Annotated in this window: 12 protein-coding genes; 9 read left to right on the plus strand and 3 right to left on the minus strand. The window is 71.0% G+C overall.

From position 1 onward, the window contains the following. The 9 genes from ACIBK5_RS05420 to ACIBK5_RS05460 all read left to right on the plus strand — a co-directional run bounded on the left by ACIBK5_RS05420 (position 1) and on the right by ACIBK5_RS05460 (position 12,386). On the plus strand, positions 1-3,723 hold the full coding sequence (locus ACIBK5_RS05420) for a ThuA domain-containing protein (RefSeq protein WP_399016479.1): 3,723 nt from the start codon (positions 1-3) through the stop codon (positions 3,721-3,723). A gap of 82 nt (positions 3,724-3,805) precedes the next feature. Continuing rightward, entirely contained in the window at positions 3,806-4,990 is a 1,185-nt protein-coding gene (locus tag ACIBK5_RS05425) for an inositol-3-phosphate synthase (protein WP_399016481.1), read from the plus strand. Next, positions 4,987-6,024 (plus strand): SCO3242 family prenyltransferase, encoded by a 1,038-nt coding sequence (locus ACIBK5_RS05430; protein WP_399016483.1) that lies wholly within the window; start codon positions 4,987-4,989, stop codon positions 6,022-6,024. The genes ACIBK5_RS05425 and ACIBK5_RS05430 overlap by 4 nt, the downstream gene beginning before the upstream one ends. Further along, positions 6,021-6,992, plus strand: a complete 972-nt coding sequence (locus tag ACIBK5_RS05435; protein WP_399016485.1) for a sugar phosphate isomerase/epimerase family protein — start codon at positions 6,021-6,023, stop codon at positions 6,990-6,992. The genes ACIBK5_RS05430 and ACIBK5_RS05435 overlap by 4 nt, the downstream gene beginning before the upstream one ends. After that, the gene (locus ACIBK5_RS05440; RefSeq protein ID WP_399016487.1) at positions 6,989-7,723 is read left to right on the plus strand and encodes an EboA domain-containing protein; all 735 of its coding nucleotides are present in this window, start codon (positions 6,989-6,991) and stop codon (positions 7,721-7,723) included. Before ACIBK5_RS05435 ends, ACIBK5_RS05440 begins: the two co-directional genes overlap by 4 nt. Then, positions 7,723-8,643 (plus strand): TatD family hydrolase, encoded by a 921-nt coding sequence (locus tag ACIBK5_RS05445; protein ID WP_399016489.1) that lies wholly within the window; start codon positions 7,723-7,725, stop codon positions 8,641-8,643. Before ACIBK5_RS05440 ends, ACIBK5_RS05445 begins: the two co-directional genes overlap by 1 nt. A 3-nt stretch (positions 8,644-8,646) precedes the next feature. After that, positions 8,647-9,816: a metabolite traffic protein EboE gene (gene eboE, locus ACIBK5_RS05450; RefSeq protein WP_399016491.1), complete on the plus strand. Its 1,170-nt coding sequence runs from the start codon at positions 8,647-8,649 to the stop codon at positions 9,814-9,816. Then, on the plus strand, positions 9,813-11,225 hold the full coding sequence (locus ACIBK5_RS05455; RefSeq protein WP_399016493.1) for a nucleotide pyrophosphatase/phosphodiesterase family protein: 1,413 nt from the start codon (positions 9,813-9,815) through the stop codon (positions 11,223-11,225). Before eboE ends, ACIBK5_RS05455 begins: the two co-directional genes overlap by 4 nt. Before the next feature lie 81 nt (positions 11,226-11,306). Then, positions 11,307-12,386: a sugar phosphate isomerase/epimerase family protein gene (locus tag ACIBK5_RS05460; protein ID WP_399016495.1), complete on the plus strand. Its 1,080-nt coding sequence runs from the start codon at positions 11,307-11,309 to the stop codon at positions 12,384-12,386. A gap of 83 nt (positions 12,387-12,469) precedes the next feature. Here ACIBK5_RS05460 and ACIBK5_RS05465 read toward each other — a convergent pair whose 3' ends face one another. From ACIBK5_RS05465 to frc, 3 genes are all read right to left on the minus strand, one after another. Continuing rightward, a complete protein-coding gene (locus ACIBK5_RS05465) occupies positions 12,470-13,858 on the minus strand; it encodes an OFA family MFS transporter (protein ID WP_399016496.1) in 1,389 nt (462 codons plus the stop codon). 174 nt (positions 13,859-14,032) lie between these two features. Then, positions 14,033-16,177, minus strand: coding sequence for an acetate--CoA ligase family protein (locus ACIBK5_RS05470; RefSeq protein WP_399016498.1), 2,145 nt, complete (start codon positions 16,175-16,177; stop codon positions 14,033-14,035). Between the two features lie 4 nt (positions 16,178-16,181). Further along, positions 16,182-17,423: a formyl-CoA transferase gene (gene frc, locus ACIBK5_RS05475; protein ID WP_399016500.1), complete on the minus strand. Its 1,242-nt coding sequence runs from the start codon at positions 17,421-17,423 to the stop codon at positions 16,182-16,184. Positions 17,424-17,431: the final 8 nt, after the last annotated feature.

The following is a 17,431-nucleotide window of genomic DNA, read 5'->3' on the forward strand; positions in this document are numbered from 1 at the left end:
GTGCACAGAACCAGACTCAGAGGCACCCGCACCGCCAGCCGGCCCAGGCTGCGCACCGCCGTCGCCCTGTTCACCGGCCTGCTCCTGGCCGTGGGCGCCCCGGCCACCGTCGCCGGCGCCCACCCCGGCCACCCGGAGCACGACGATCCGGCGGCCGCCGAGGGCCAGTTCCAGCAGGTGCCGCTCGCCAAGGGCGAACCCGAGACGGGCGAGCCGATGTCGCTCGCCGTGCTCCCGGACCGCAGCGTGCTGCACACCTCGCGCGACGGCACGCTGCGCCTCACCGACCAGGGCGGCGTCACCAAGATCGCCGGCAAGCTCGACGTCTACAGCCACGACGAGGAGGGCCTCCAGGGCGTCGGCATCGACCCGGACTTCAAGAACAACCGGGCGATCTACCTCTACTACGCCCCGCCGCTCGACACCCCCGCGGGCGACGCCCCGGAGACCGGCACCGCCGAGGAGTTCAAGAAGTTCGACGGCGTCAACCGCCTCTCCCGCTTCACCCTGAACGCCAACGGCACGCTGAACAAGGCCAGCGAGAAGAAGGTCATCGACGTCGCGGCCTCCCGCGGCCTCTGCTGCCACGTCGGCGGGGACATCGACTTCGACGCGGACGGCAACCTCTACCTGTCGACCGGCGACGACACCAACCCCTTCGCCTCCGACGGCTACACGCCGATCGACGACCGCGAGGGCCGCAACCCCGCCTTCGACGCCCGCCGCAGCTCCGGCAACACCAACGACCTGCGCGGCAAGATCCTGCGGATCAAGGTCGCCGAGGACGGCTCGTACACCGTCCCGGCGGGCAACCTCTTCGCCCCGGGCACTGAGAAGACCCGTCCCGAGATCTACGCGATGGGCTTCCGCAACCCGTTCCGGATGAGCGTCGACGACAAGACCGGCATCGTCTACGTCGGCGACTACGGCCCCGACGCGGGCGCAGCCGACCCCAAGCGGGGCCCGGGAGGACAGGTCGAGTTCGCCAAGGTCACCAAGGCCGCCAACTTCGGCTGGCCGTTCTGCACAGGCAACAACGACGCGTACGTCGACTACGACTTCGCCACCAAGGAGTCCGGCGAGAAGTTCGACTGCGCCGCCCTGAAGAACACCTCGCCGTACAACACGGGCCTCACCGACCTGCCGCCCGCGCAGGCTGCCTGGATCCCGTACGACGGCGGTTCGGTGCCCGAGTTCGGCAGCGGCTCCGAGTCCCCGATGGCCGGCCCGGTCTACCGCTACGACCCCGGGCTCGACTCCAAGGTGAAGTTCCCCGAGGCCTACGACGGCGACTTCTTCGCGGGCGAGTTCGGCCGCCGCTGGATCAAGCGGATCGAGCAGAACGCCGACGGCGCCGTCGCGAAGATCAACGACTTCCCGTGGACCGGCACCCAGATCATGGACATGGAGTTCGGCCCCGACGGCGCGCTCTACGTCCTCGACTACGGCGTCTCCTGGTTCCAGGGCGACGAGCACTCCGCGCTGTACCGCATCGAGAACGCCGAGGACGGCTTCTCGCCGATCGCCGAGGTCAGCGCCGACAAGACGTCCGGAGCGGCCGGCTTGAAGGTCAAGTTCACCGGCTCGGCCAAGGACGCCGACTCCCCGGACCTCACCTACAGCTGGGACTTCGGCGACGGCACCAAGGGCGAGGGCCTCAATCCCACCCACAAGTACAAGAAGGTCGGCACCTACACCGCGACCTTCACCGCCAAGGACGCCGAGGGCCACACCGGCACCGCCAGCACCCGGATCGTGGTCGGCAACACCGAGCCCAAGGTGAAGATCGACATCCCGGGCAACGGTGCCCTGGCCGAGTTCGGCAAGCCCGTCCCGTTCAAGGTGACCGTCACCGACCCCGAGGAGACCGTCGACTGCTCCAAGGTCAAGGTCGCCTACAGCCTCGGCCACGATTCCCACGCCCACGAGCTGACCAGCGAGATGGGCTGCGAGGGCACCCTGAAGCCGCCCCCCGGTGACGGCGGCCACGACCCCAACGCCAACATCTACGGCGTCGTCGGCGCCAGTTACACCGACGGTGGGGCGAACGGCCAGGAGACGCTCACCGGCACCGCCCGCGCCGTGCTCCAGCCGCTGCACCGGCAGGGCGAGCACTTCACCACCCAGTCGGGCGTGACGGTGATCGACAAGACCGGCGCCAACGGCGGCAAGACCGTCGGCAACATCGACGACGGCGACTGGATCTCCTTCAGCCCCTACCGGTTCGACGGGCAGAAGAAGATGACCGTGCGGGCCTCCTCCGGCGGCGCGGGCGGCTTCATCGAACTGCGCACCGGCTCGCCCGACGGCAAGCTGCACGGCTCGGCCTACATCCCGCCGACCGGCGGCTGGGAGACCTTCCAGAACGTCGACGTGCCGCTGCGGTCGCTGCCCAAGAAGACCACGGAGATCTACCTGGTCTTCAAGGGCGGCGAGGGCGCGCTGTACGACGTGGACGACTTCGAGTTCTCCAAGGAGCCGTTCAAGGGAGGCAAGAAGGTCCTGGTCTTCTCCAAGACCGCCGGCTTCCGCCACGACTCCATCCCGGCCGGCATTGCCGCGCTGAAGGAACTCGGCGGCCCCGCCGGCATCACGGTGGACGCGACCGAGGAGGCCAAGCAGTTCACCACCACCAACCTCGCCAAGTACGACGCGGTGGCCTTCCTGTCCACCACCGGTGACGTGTTGAACGCCGAGCAGCAGAAGGCGTTCGAGAACTACGTCGCGGGTGGCGGTGGCTACATGGGCATCCACGCCGCCGCCGACACCGAGTACGACTGGGAGTTCTACGGCGGACTCGTCGGTGCCTACTTCGACTCGCACCCGGCCATCCAGAAGGCCACGGTCCGCGTCGAGGACCACGACCACCCGTCCACCGGGCACCTGGACGACGCCTGGGAGCGCACCGACGAGTGGTACAACTACCGCACCAACCCGCGTGAGCAGGCCAAGGTCCTCGCCACCCTGGACGAGACCACCTACCAGGGCGGGAACATGAAGGGCGACCACCCGATCGCCTGGTGCCAGAGCTACGGCGGCGGCCGCTCCTTCTACACCGGCGGCGGCCACACCAAGGAGTCCTACGCCGAAGAGGGCTTCCGGGCCCATCTCCTCGGCGGCCTCCAGTACGCCACCGGCCAGGTGAAGGCGGACTGCAAGCCCGCCAAGGACTACCGCAAGATCTTCAACGGCCAGACCCTGGAAGGCTGGAAGCAGGCCGGCCCCGGCAAGTTCGCCGTCAAGGACGGCGCGATGGAGTCCGAGGGCGGCATGGGCCTGCTCTGGTACCAGGCCAAGGAGCTGAAGTCCTACTCGCTCAAGCTCGACTGGAAGATGCGGGGCGACGACAACTCCGGGATCTTCGTGGGCTTCCCGGCCTCCGACGACCCCTGGTCCGCGGTGAACAAGGGCTACGAGATCCAGATCGACGCCACGGACGCGGCCGACCGCACCACGGGCTCCGTCTACTCGTTCAAGTCGGCGAACATCAAGGCCCGTGACCAGGTCCTGCGGCCGCCCGGCCAGTGGAACTCCTACGAGATCAAGGTCCAGGGCGAACGCCTCCAGGTGTTCCTCAACGGAGTCAAGATCAACGACTTCACCAACAAGGACCCCCAGCGGAGCCTGACCGACGGCTACATCGGCCTCCAGAACCATGGCGCCGACGACCAGATCTCCTTCCGCAACATCCAGTTGAAGGAACTGCCCGTCAAGGGCGACTGAACGGCGGCGGGCGGGGGACGCCGGACCCCCGCCCGCCGTCTCCCTCCCCCCCCCGGGTTCGCGCACGATCAGGAGGCTGCCCATGTCCGCGTTCCTCTCCCGACCGCGTGTGGGGGTGTGGCTGATCGGAGCCCGAGGCTCCGTCGCCACCACCGTCGTCACGGGGTGCGCCGCCGTCACCGCGGGTCTGCACCCGCCCACCGGCATGGTGACCGAGGCCCCGGCCTTCACCGACAGCGGCCTGCCCGCGCTCTCCGACCTCGTCTTCGGCGGCCACGACACCCTCGACTGCCCGCTGCCCAAACGCGCCGAGGCCCTGACCGCCGGCGGTGTCCTGCCGCCCGGTGTCGCCACCGCCGTGGCCGCCGAACTCGCCGCCGCCGACCGGGAGATCAGGCCCGGTGGCCCGGCCCCGGGAGACACCAGGAGCGAGGCCGAACTGATCGCGGCCTTCGCCGACGACATACGCGACTTCGTGCACCGCCACGAACTGGAGCGGGCGGTCGTGGTGAACGTCGCTTCGACGGAACCCGCGTCCGCGGGGCCCGTCGACCCGCTGCCCGCCAGCACCCTGTACGCGCTCGCGGCCCTGCGCGCAGGCTGCCCCTACGTCAACTTCACCCCCTCCGAAGGCCTGCACCACCCCGCCGCCGCCCGCGAGTCCGAGCGAAGCGGCCTCCCGTACGCCGGCCGGGACGGCAAGACCGGACAGACCCTCCTGCGGGCCGTGCTGGGCCCGATGTTCGCGCAGCGGGCGTTGACGGTCCGGGCCTGGTCCGGAACGAACCTGCTGGGCGGCGGCGACGGCGCCGCCCTCGCCGACCCGGCCGCCGCCGCGGCGAAGAACGCGGGCAAGGAACGCGTCCTCGCCGACACCCTCGGCACCGTCCCCGAGGGCGAGGTGCACATCGACGACGTCCCGGCCCTCGGCGACTGGAAGACCGCCTGGGACCACATCGCCTTCGACGGCTTCCTCGGCACCCGCATGATCCTCCAGACCATCTGGCAGGGCTGCGACTCGGCACTCGCGGCACCCCTGGTGCTGGATCTGGCCCGGCTCACGGCCCGCGCCCACGAGGCAGGGCTGTCCGGTCCGCTCGACGCCCTCGGCTTCTACTTCAAGGACCCCGTCGGGGACGGACCGTCCGGTCTCGCCGAGCAGTACGGGGAACTGCTCCGGTTCGGGCGGAGCCTGGGGCAGGCCGGTGAAGAGGGCCGGGGCGTGGGGCCGGCGGCACAGCCCGACGAGACGGGGGAGGCGCTGTGACGCTGCGCGAAAGCTCCTGCGGCTGCGCTGAGGGCGCGTCCACGGCCGCTCCTCGAGGCGGCGCCGGCGACACGGCCTCCTGCACATGCGCCGGCCGGTCGCGGCGCGGACGAGCCTGGGCCGAACTCCTCCGTCTGCCCGCCCTGTTCAGCGTCCCGGGTGACGCCCTGGCCGGAGCCGCCGCGACCGGCGCGGTACCCAACGCCCGCACCCTGCTCGCCATCGGCTCCTCCCTCTGCCTCTACGAGGCCGGCATGGCCCTCAACGACTGGGCGGACCGCGACGTCGACGCCGTCGAACGCCCGCACCGCCCACTGCCCTCCGGCCGCGTCCACCCGGCCGCCGCACTCACGGCGGCCTGTGCCCTCACCGGCGCCGGACTGGCCCTGGCCGCCGGCGCCGGCCGCCCCGCCCTGACCGTCGCCGCTCCCCTCGCGGCGACCGTCTGGGCATACGACCTCGGCCTGAAACACACACCCGCGGGCACCGTGGCCATGGCCGCCGCACGCGGACTCGACCTGCTCCTGGGAGCCGCCGCGACGACCGGCCGCACCCGTCCGGCACTCCCCTCAGCGGCCCTCCTCGGCACCCACACACTGGCCGTCACGACGGTCTCCCGCCAGGAAGCCCAGGGCGGTTCGCCTCTGGCCCCGCTGGCGGCGCTCGCGACGACCGCCCTGCTGACCCGTGTGGTGACGCACCGCCCCGCAGAGCACCGAGGGCCAACCGCCCTCGGCCACCTCGGGCCACGAGCGACTCGGCATCGAGGGCCTGTGCCCGGCCGGAAACCCGCGGCACACCTCACCACTGCTCTCGCGGCCGCCTACGTCGCGGCCACCGCCCGCCCCTACTTCCACGCCGCGCTCAACCCCTCACCTCCGCTCACCCAACGAGCCGTCGGCGCCGGCGTCCGCGCCACGATCCCCCTTCAGGCCACCCTGACCGCCCGCTCCAAGGGCACGGCCACGGCCCTCCTCATCGCGGCCCTGGCCCCGCTGGGGGCGAGGTTCGCGAAGAAGGTGAGTGTGACGTGACTCCGGACAACTCCCTTCTCCAGCCCCTCCAGCCCCTCCGCTTCGGGTACGGCACCAACGGTCTCGCCGACCTCCGGCTCGACGACGCGCTCTCCCTCCTCGCCGATCTCGGCTACGACGGCGTCGGTCTGACCCTCGACCACATGCACCTCGACCCGCTCGCCCCCGACCTCGCCACCCGCACCCGACGGGTCGCGCGGCGGCTGGAGGCGCTCGGACTGGGCGTCACGGTGGAGACAGGCGCTCGCTATGTGCTCGACCCGCGCCGCAAGCACGGCCCTTCCCTGCTGGACCCGGACCCCGGTGACCGGGCGCGCCGGGCCGACCTCCTCGTCCGTGCCGTGCGGGTCGCGGCCGACCTCGGCGCCCACGCGGTCCACTGCTTCAGCGGAGTCCTCCCGGACGGCACCGACACGGACACCGCGTGGAAGCGTCTCGCCGAGACCCTCACTCCCGTCCTGGACGCCGCCGCCTCCGCCGGTATCCCGCTCGCCGTCGAACCCGAACCGGGCCATCTCCTCGCCACCCTGGCCGACTTCCACCACCTCCGCCGCACGCTCGGCGATCCCGAGCCGCTCGGCCTCACCCTGGACCTCGGCCACTGTCAGTGCCTCGAACCCCTTTCTCCCGCCGACTGCGTGCGCGCCGCCGCCCCCTGGCTGCGCCACGTCCAGATCGAGGACATGCGGCGCGGCGTCCACGAGCATCTCCCCTTCGGAGACGGGGAGATCGACTTCCCGCCGGTCCTGGCGGCCCTCGCCGCCACCGGATACCAGGGCCTGACCGTGGTCGAGCTGCCCCGCCACTCCCACGCCGGCCCGCACTTCGCCGCACACTCCCTCCCGTTCCTCCGCCACGCCGAGCAGGCCGCTGCCACCGTCGCGCCGTCCCCAGCTCCGGCCCTCCAGCACACCGCGCCACCCCACGGCGCTCCCTCCGTCACCCCTGAAGGGAGCAGCACCCCATGACCCAGCCCCGCGCCACACCGGCGGCGAGAACCGGGAGCACCACCCCCACCGGCCGACCCGGTCCCGGCACCGCTACCACCCCCTCGACCGCCGACCTCCGAGCCCGCCTCACGGCCCGCCTCGCCCCCGACGCCCGGTCCTGGCTCGAGCACGCCCTCGACGAGGCCGCCGCCCACCCCGGCATCCACGGGCCGATCTCCCCGTGGGAGCTGCGTCTCGCCGAGGCCGGCCGGCGCTGCGGGGCCGCGCACGCCGACTCCGCCCGGGTGCTCATCCTCCACGCGGCCCGCGCCGGCACCGACGCCCTGACCCGGGTGTACTTCCAGGGCACCGCCGACGAACGCCGCGCCGTGCTGCACGCCCTGCCCCATCTCGTGTCCGGCCCCGGCGCCCTCCCTCTCGTCGAGGACGCCCTGCGCACCAACGACACCCGGCTCCTCACCGCCGCCGTCGGCCCGTACGCCGCCCGGCACCTGGCCGCCCACGACTGGCGCCACGCCGTGCTGAAGTGCCTGTTCACCGGCGTCCCCGTCGAGCACGTGGCCGACCTGCCCCGGCGCGCCCACGGCGACGGCGAACTCGCCCGCATGCTGGGCGACTACGCCGCCGAGCGCACCGCCGCCGGCCGCACCGTCCCCGAGGACCTGTACCGCGTCCTGGACCTGACCGAGTCCGAGACCCCGGCCCACCGGACGGACGGCACGGACCACCCCCACGGCAAGGAGTCCTGATGCGCATCTTCGACCCCCACATCCACATGACCTCCCGGACCACCGACGACTACGAGGCCATGTACGCCGCCGGCGTCCGCGCCCTTGTCGAGCCCTCCTTCTGGCTCGGCCAGCCCCGCACCTCGCCCGCCTCCTTCCGCGACTACTTCGACGCCCTGCTCGGCTGGGAACCCTTCCGCGCCGCCCAGTACGGCATCGCCCACCACTGCACGATCGCCCTCAACCCCAAGGAGGCGAACGACCCCCGCTGCGTGCCCGTCCTCGACGAACTGCCCCGGTATCTCGTCAAGGACAACGTCGTGGCCGTCGGCGAGATCGGCTATGACTCCATGACCCCCGCCGAGGACACCGCCCTCAGCAGGCAGCTCCAGCTGGCCGCCGACCACGACCTGCCCGCGCTGGTGCACACCCCGCACCGCGACAAGCTCGCCGGTCTGCGCCGCACCCTCGACGCCGTCCGGGAGTCCGCCCTGCCCCCGGAGCGCGTCCTGGTCGACCACCTCAACGAGACCACCGTCAAGGAGGCCAAGGACAGCGGCTGCTGGCTGGGCTTCTCCGTCTATCCGGACACCAAGATGGACGAGGAACGGATGGTCGCGATCCTGCGCGCCTACGGCACCGAGCAGGTCCTGGTGAACTCCGCCGCCGACTGGGGTAAGAGCGACCCCCTCAAGACCCGCAAGGTCGGCGACCTGATGCTGGCCGAGGGCTTCGACGAGGACGACGTCGACCGGGTGCTGTGGCGCAACCCCGTCGCCTTCTACGGGCTCAGCGGCCGTCTGAACCTCGACGTCACCGGCACCGAGGCCACGCACGAGGGCAACTCCGTCCTCCGGGGCGCACCGAAGGATCCGCAGGAGCCGGATCCCGGCCTGGGAGACGGCGACGAGCCGGCTCGCGTCCCCGTCGCGGAGGCGTGAACCATGCGCTTCCGCCACCCCGACGGGTCCACCGTCCACCTCGCCTACTGCACCAACGTCCACCCCGCCGAAACCCTCGACGGGGTCCTCGCCCAGCTCCGCGACCACTGCGAGCCCGTCCGCCGCCGACTGGGCCGCGACCGCCTCGGGATCGGGCTGTGGCTCGCCAGGGACGCCGCCCACGCCCTCGTCACCGACCCGTCCGCGCTGCGCGGTCTGCGCACCGAGCTCGACCGGCGCGGCCTCGAAGTCGTCACCCTCAACGGCTTCCCCTACGAGGGCTTCGGCGCCGAGGAGGTCAAGTACCGCGTCTACAAGCCGGACTGGGCCGACCGGGAGCGACTCGACCACACCAGCGCCCTGGCCCGGGTCCTCGCGGGGCTCCTCCCCGACGACGTGACCGAGGGAACCATCTCGACCCTGCCCCTCGCCTGGCGCACCGCGTACGACGACGAGCGCGCGGAGACCGCCCGTACCGCCCTGCGCACCCTCGCCGAACGTCTCGACGCCATCGAGGAACTGACCGGCCGCTCCATCCGCGTCGGCCTGGAACCGGAACCCGGCTGCGTCGTCGAGACCACCCGCGACGCCCTCGCCCCGCTCACCGCGATCGGCCACGACCGCATCGGCATCTGCGTCGACACCTGCCATCTCGCCACCTCCTTCGAAGATCCGGACACCGCCCTGGACGCCCTCACCGAGGCCCGTGTCCCCGTCGTCAAATCCCAGCTCTCGGCCGCCCTGCACGCCGAACACCCCCATCTGCCCGAGGTCCGCGAGGCCCTCGCCGCGTTCGCCGAACCCCGCTTCCTGCACCAGACCCGTACGGCCACCGCGGCCGGGCTGCGCGCCACCGACGACCTCGACGAGGCCCTCGCGGGCCACGCCCTGCCGGACGGCGCACCCTGGCGCGCCCACTTCCACGTCCCCCTGCACGCGCCGCCCGCCGCGCCCCTCACCTCCACACTCCCTGTCCTGAAGACCGCACTGACCCGGCTCGTCGGCGGCCCGGCCCCGCTCACCCGCCATCTGGAGGTGGAGACCTACACGTGGCAGGCCCTCCCACTCGAGCTGCGTCCCCGGGGCCGCGCCCAGCTCGCCGAGGGCATCGCCGCCGAACTCACCCTCGCCCGCGACCTGCTGACGGACCTCGGCCTGAAGGAGCTGCCGTGAGCACGCATGAGCACCCGGCCCCTGCCACTCCAGGCCGCCCCACACCCCTCCTCGTCCTCGACGTCGTCGGCCTCACCCCCCGGCTCCTCGACCACATGCCCCGTCTCAAGGCGCTCGGACAGTCCGGCTCCCGCGCCTCGCTGGGCACCGTCCTGCCCGCCGTCACCTGCGCCGCCCAGTCCACGTTCCTCACGGGCACGATGCCCTCGGAGCACGGCATCGTCGGCAACGGCTGGTACTTCCGCGAACTCGGCGACGTCCTCCTGTGGCGCCAGCACAACGGGCTCGTGGCCGGCGACAAGCTCTGGGACGCCGCCCGCCGCGCCCACCCCGGCTACACCGTCGCGAACATCTGCTGGTGGTACGCCATGGGCGCCGACACCGACTTCACCGTCACCCCCCGTCCGGTCTACTACGCCGACGGCCGCAAGGAACCCGACTGCTACACCCGGCCGGCCGCGCTGCACGACGAACTCACCGAGAAATTCGGCACGTTCCCCCTCTTCCACTTCTGGGGCCCCGGAGCCGACCTCGTCTCCAGCCGGTGGATCATCGACGCGACCCGCCACATCAACCGCACCCGGCACCCCGATCTGACGCTCTGCTACCTCCCTCATCTCGACTACGACCTGCAGCGCTTCGGCCCCGACGACCCGCGCTCCCTGAAGGCGGCCGCCGACCTGGACGCCGCCCTGGCCCCGCTCCTGGACGACGCCCGCGCCGAGGTCCGCACGGTCGTCGCGCTGTCCGAGTACGGCATCACCCGCGTGAGCCGGCCCGTCGACATCAACCGTGCCCTGCGCCGCGCCGGACTGCTGGAAGTGCACACGCAGGACGGCATGGAGTACCTCGACCCGATGGCGTCACGTGCCTTCGCGGTCGCCGACCACCAGATCGCCCACGTCTATGTGCGCCGCCCCGAGGACCTCGACGCCGCCCGGGCCGCCCTCGAGGGACTCCCCGGCATCGCCGAACTCCTCGACGACGAGGGCAAGAAGACCCAACACCTCGACCATCCGCGCGCGGGCGAACTCGTCGCCGTGGCGGAACCCGACGCCTGGTTCACGTACTACTACTGGCTCGACGACGCCCACGCGCCCGACTTCGCGCGACTGGTCGAGATCCACCGCAAACCCGGCTACGACCCGGTCGAACTCTTCATGGATCCCCTCGACCCCTACGTCAAGGTCAAGGCGGCCACCGCACTGGCGCGCAAGAAACTCGGCATGCGCTACCGCATGGCGGTCGTGCCCCTGGACCCCTCACCTATTCGCGGCAGCCACGGCCGCCTTCCGGCGAGCGACGACGACGGTCCGCTCCTCATCTGCTCCACCCCCCGTGCTGTCGGCGACCGCGTCGCGGCCACCGATGTGAAGTCACTGCTGCTCGAACTCGCCGGTCTCGGCTGAGGACAGAGCCCTCAGTCCCGACTGGTCACAAGTGAAGCACTCACCACTGACAACGCCACGCGATCACGAGGAGTTCCACGCATGAGCCGCTTCTCCCAGCCCGATCCCGAGCTCACCCACCGCCTCAGCAGACGCGGCATGCTCGGCGTCGCCGCCGGTGCCACCGCCGCCGCCCTGCTCGGCGCCACGGCCCCCGCGACCGCCGCCACCGGCAACGCGACCGGCGCCACCGGCAACGCGGCGGCCGCCACCGGCACCGCGTCCGGCGCCAAGGGCCGAGGCCGGCCCGTGCTGCCGCCCGGCCGCCTCGGCATCCAGCTCTACAGCCTCCGCGACAAGGTCTCCACTCTCGGCTTCGGCCCCGTCTTCGCCGAACTGGAGAGGTACGGCTACGACGAGGTCGAGTTCGCCGGCTACACCCAGGGCTCCGCGGGCCCCGTCACGCTCGCCCAGCTCAAGCGGCTGGCTCGCAGCCACGGCCTGAACCCCATCGGCAGCCACGTCGGCTACTACTCCAACGACCCGGGCGCCTACACCTTCGCCCAGAACCTCACCAAGGTCCTCGACGACGCCCAGGCCCTCGGCCTCAAGCACATCGGCACGGCCTCGGGCCCGTTCCGCTACGGCTCCACCGTCGACGCCTGGAAGCGCGCCGCCGAGGAGTTCAACACCTACGGCGCGGCGGCGAAGGCCCGGGGCATGAAGTTCTACCAGCACAACCACTCCGAGGAGTTCTCCTTCGCCACGGACAACCCCAAGGTCCGCCTCTACGACATCTTGCTCAAGGAGACCGACCCGGACCTCGTCTACCTCGAGATGGACATCTACTGGGCGTACGTCGGCCAGTTCCGCTTCTCCAAGCGGCCCGACGGCAGGCCCGCGCCGTTCGAACCGCTGGACTACGTCCTCAAGCGGCCCGACCGCTACCCGCTGTTCCACGTGAAGGACGGGGAGAGCGACCCGTCGAACCCGTACGGGTACAACATGACCGACGTGGGCGACGGCGACATCGACTACCAGCGGTTCATCTCCGCCGTCACCCGGCTGCGCGGCCGCCGCATGGCCCACCACTGGCAGGCCGAGCACGACAACCCGGCCGAGTCCTTCGCCTTCGCGCGCCGCTCCAGCGCGCACCTGCACTCCCTGAGGGAGAAGTGCTGAGGGCAGTACCGGCATGAGGAGGCCCCTCCCGCACCGGGGAGGGGCCTCCTCACACGTGGGACGTCGCCCACGGGCGTGGACGGTCAGGCCGTGTCCTCGCCGAGCGGTTGCGGGTTGGGGGCGATGCGGCGCGTTTCCTTGTCGCGTCCCGGCGGGGTGAGGAACAGTGCCACGCAGCCGGCGAAGAGCGAGATCGAGCCGGCCAGGATGAACGCACCGGAGTGACCCCAGGCGCCGACGACCACGGCACCCATACCGGCGCCCAGACCGGAGACGAGCTTGGCGCTGTAGACCATGCCGTAGTTGGACGCGTTGTTGTTCTCACCGAAGTAGTCGGCGGTGAGCGCGGCGAACATCGGGAAGATGGCGCCGCCGCCGAAGCCGGAGATCGAGGAGAAGACCAGGAAGAGCGGAAGGTTCTCGGCGTTCGCCGACCAGAGGATGCCGTACTGGGACAGGCCCAGGATCACGCACACGACGAGCAGGCACCGTTTGCGGCCGTACAGGTCGGAGAGCCAGCCGATGACACCTCGGCCGGTGCCGTTGACGATGGCCTTCAAGGACATGGCGGTGGCGACGATCCCGCCCGCGAATCCGGCCTCCTCGCCGATCTCCACCTGGAAGGCGATACCGAAGATGTTCACACCGGACGTACACGCCAGGCAGAACCACATCAGGGCCACCCGGCCGGTCTTCCAGGCCTCCTTGGGGGAGTACTGGCGCACCGCCGGCGGGTTCATCCGCATGGAGCGGGCCGCGCGCGGGTCGTCCGGCGGGTTCAGCGGGTCGATCGTGGAGGGCCACCAGTTCTTCGGCGGGTCCTTGAAGAAGTAGCCGGAGAACGCGACCATTCCGGCCAGGAACACACCCACCGAGACCAGCACCCAGCGGAAGTTGGTCAGGTCCATGTAGCCGTTGAAGAGGAAGACGAAGGGCACCGACCCGTAGGCGAAACCGCCGTTGACGAAGCCCGTCTTGCCGCCCTTCCGCTCCGGGTACCACTTGCCGACCATGTTGACGCAGGTGGCGTACACCATGCCCGCGCCCATGCCGCTGAACATGCTGAAGCCGATGTAGGCGAAGACGACGTGCGGCGCGAAAGCCAGGGACAGATAGCCCAGCAAGGTGCCCGTCGCGCCGAGCATCATCGCCCAGCGGGCCGGCAGTTTCCCGCTCTCACGCAGTTTGCCCGCGGGGAAGGCCACCGCGGCCTGGAAGAAGACCCAGACGGTCATCATCCAGAAGATGTGCATGCTGTTCCAGCTGTGCGCCGTGTGCAGGGTGTCCTCGGCCGACGCGAACGCGTACTCGGCGGAGGAGATGCCCATCATGCCGATCCAGGGCAGGATCACCATCCACTTGCGCTTGCGCCCCATGATGTCGATGTCGGTCTCACCGAGCCGGTAGACGCGACCGTTCGCGTCGGTGACCTCTCGGTAGGGAACCGTGGTGGGCAGATCGGTCGTTGTCATGTCGTGTCGCACCCCTTGCGTCGAAAGATCTGGCCAGCGCCCCCTGTCCCATGCCTTTCGTGCGCGTACGGGTCCCGGGGCCGGGCCCCCCCCCCCCCCGGCCCGCCCCCCCCCCCCCCCCCCAACCAACCCCCCCCCCCCCCCCCCCCCCCCCCCCCCCCCCGCTCCCTCACCTCATGTACCGCCCCCCAGCACCCCCGCCTCCCGCGCCCAGCGGTACTTGGCGCCGAGCACGGCCACCGGCTTCTCCGTCGTGTACGGGTACGCCACGACCCCGCGCTCGAAGAGGTACTGGCAGGCCTCCTCGACCTCCACATCGCCCGCGAGCGACGCCACGACGGGCTTCTCGACTCCCCGCGCCCGGAACTCGGCCACCACGCGCGCGGTGAGCTCCGCGAAGACCATCGGAGGGGTGACGATGGTGTGCCAGTAGCCGAGGACGAGCGCGTGGATGCGCGGGTCCTCCATCCCCAGCCGGATCGTCGCCTCGTACGTCGACGGCGGCTCGCCCCCGGTGATGTCCACCGGGTTGCCGGCGGCCCCGAAAGGCGGGATGAACTTCCGGAACGCCTCGTCCAGATCGGGCGGGATCTCCATCAGCGACAGGCCGTTGTCCGTCACCGCGTCCGAGAGCAGCACGCCGCTGCCCCCGGCCCCCGTGATGATCACGACGTTGTCGCCCTGGGGGGCGGGAAGCACCGGCAACGCGCGCGCGTACTCCAGCATCTCGTTCAGCCCGGGGGCCCGGATGACGCCGGCCTGCCGCAGGATGTCGTCGTACACGGCGTCGTCGCCCGCCAGGGCACCGGTGTGCGAACCGGCCGCCTTCGCGCCCGCCGCCGTACGCCCCGCCTTCAGCACGACCACCGGCTTCTTCGGCACGGTCGCCCGCGCGGCCTCCACGAAGGCGCGCCCGTCCTTGAGATCCTCCAGATGCATCGCGATGCACTGGGTGTTGGGGTCCTCACCGAACCAGGTCAGCAGGTCGTCCTCGTCCAGGTCCGACTTGTTGCCGAGCCCCACGATCGCCGACACACCCGTCTTGGTGGTGCGCGCGAAGCCCAGGATCGCCATCCCGATGCCGCCCGACTGCGAGGTCAGCGCGACCCCGCCCTTGACGTCGTACGGCGTGCAGAACGTGGCGCAGAGGTCCTGCCAGGTGGAGTAGTAGCCGTAGATGTTCGGACCCAGCAGCCGTACGCCGTGCCGCTCGGCGATCTCCACGATCTCCGCCTGGAGTTCGTGCTCGCCGGTCTCCGCGAAGCCGGAGGGGATCAGCACGGCGTTCGGGATCTTCTTGCGTCCCACCTCCTCCAGGGCCGAGGCCACGAACTTGGCGGGGATCGCGAAGACCGCCACATCCACCTCACCGGGAACGTCCGTGACACTCTTGTACGCCTTGCGGCCCAGGATGTCATCGGCCTTGGGATTCACCGGATGGATGTCCCCGGCGAAGCCCCCGTCGACGAGGTTGCGCATCACCGAGTTGCCGATCTTGCCCTGCTCGTTGGAGGCACCGATCACGGCGACCGAGCTCGGCTGCATCAGCCGGCGCATGGACGTGAGGATCTCGTCCCGGGAGTACCGTCGCCGCGGCGTGGGCGTCGACTCGGCGAGGATCACCCGGATGTCGGCCGCGACGGCCCCCTCCGCCGTCGCGATCACCGGATTGAGGTCCACCTCGGCGATCTCCGGGAAGTCCGCGACGAGTTCGGACAACCGTCGGATCTGCTCGGCCACGGCCCACCTGTCCACACCCGCCTGGCCGCGCACCCCGCGCAGGATCTCCGCCGAGCGGATCGAGTCCAGCATCGACAGCGCCTCGTCGGCGTCCACCGGGGCGAGCCGGAAGGTGACGTCCTTCAGGACCTCGACGAGCACCCCGCCGAGCCCGAACGCGACCACCTTGCCGAATGTCGGGTCCGTGACCGCGCCGACGATGACCTCCTGCCCCTTCGGCAGCAGCTCCTGCACCTGCACCCCGTCGATACGGGCATCGGCGTCGTAGGCGCGCGCGTTGTCGACGATGGTGTGGAACGCGGCCCGTACGTCGGCGGAGCCCTCGACGCCGACGAGGACCCCGCCGGCGTCGGTCTTGTGCAGGATGTCCGGCGAGACGATCTTCATCACGACGGGCCCGCCGAAGCGCGCCGCGAACGCCACTGCCTCCTCGACGTCGGTCGCCAGCTCCTCGCCCGGCACGGCGATCCCGTACGCGTCGGCGATCACCTTGCCCTCGGGCGCCGTCAGCGCGGTCCGCCCCTCGGCCCGCACGGAGTCGAGGAGGCCGCGCACCCGCAGGAGGCGGTCTTCTGCCATCACGTCAGATCACTCCGTTCGACTTGAGCAGGCGCACTTCCTCGTCGCCGAGGCCGAGTTCGCCGACGTAGACCTCTTCGTTGTGCTCGCCGAGCAGCGGTGAACCGGTCACCTCGACGGGAGAGTCGGACAGCTTGAGGGGGCTGCCGACGGTCACGAACTCGCCCCGCTGCGGGTGCGGGACGGTGACGACCATCTCGTTGGCGACCAGCGACCGGTCCTCGATGATCTCCCGGGTGGACAGGATCGGCCCGCACGGGATGTTGTGCGCGTTGAGCCGCTCCAGCACCTCCCACTTGGGCAGCGTCGAGGACCACTCCTCGATGAGCTGGAACATCTTGTTGAGCTTGGGCAGCCGCGCCTCGGGAGTCGCCCACTCGGGGTCGCCGGCCAGTTCGGGCCGGCCGATGAGCTCGCTGATCGGCTGCCAGCCGACGGGCTGCACGATGACGTACACGTAGTCGTTCGGGCCGCCTGGCGCGCACTTGACCGCCCAGCCCGGCTGGCCGCCGCCGGACGCGTTCCCGGACCTGGGAACCTCGTCGCCGAAGTCCTCGTTGGGATATTCAGCGAGCGGCCCGTGTGCCAGACGCTGCTGATCCCGCAGCTTCACCCGGCACAGGTTGAGTACGGCGTGCTGCATGGCCACGTTGACCCGCTGCCCGCGACCGGTGCGCTCCCGTTGGTAGAGCGCGGCGAGGATGCCCGCCACGGCGTGCACTCCCGTCCCCGAGTCCCCGATCTGGGCCCCCGTCGCCAGCGGCGGCCCATCTTCGAATCCGGTGGTCGACATCGACCCGCCCATGGCCTGCGCGACGACCTCGTACGCCTTGAAGTTGGTGTACGGGCCCTCGCCGAACCCCTTGATGGAGGCATAGACGATCCGTGGATTGATCTCCTGGATGCGGTCCCAGGTGAAGCCCATCCGGTCGACCGCGCCCGGTCCGAAGTTCTCGACCATGACGTCGGAGCGCCGGATCAGCTCGGTGAGGATCTCCTTGCCGCGCTCGGTCTTGGTGTTGAGGGTGATGCTCCGCTTGTTGCAGTTGAGCATCGTGAAGTACAGGGAGTCGACGTCCGGCAGATCACGCAGCTGCTTGCGCGTGATGTCACCGGTCGGCGCCTCCAGCTTGACGACGTCCGCGCCGAGCCAGGCGAGCAGCTGGGTCGCGGAGGGCCCGGACTGGACATGGGTCATGTCCAGGACGCGGATGCCTTCGAGGGCCTTGGTGGACGGAGCAGTCATCGGGGCAC

The organism is Streptomyces sp. NPDC050546 (assembly GCF_044457425.1).
Classification (GTDB): domain Bacteria; phylum Actinomycetota; class Actinomycetes; order Streptomycetales; family Streptomycetaceae; genus Streptomyces.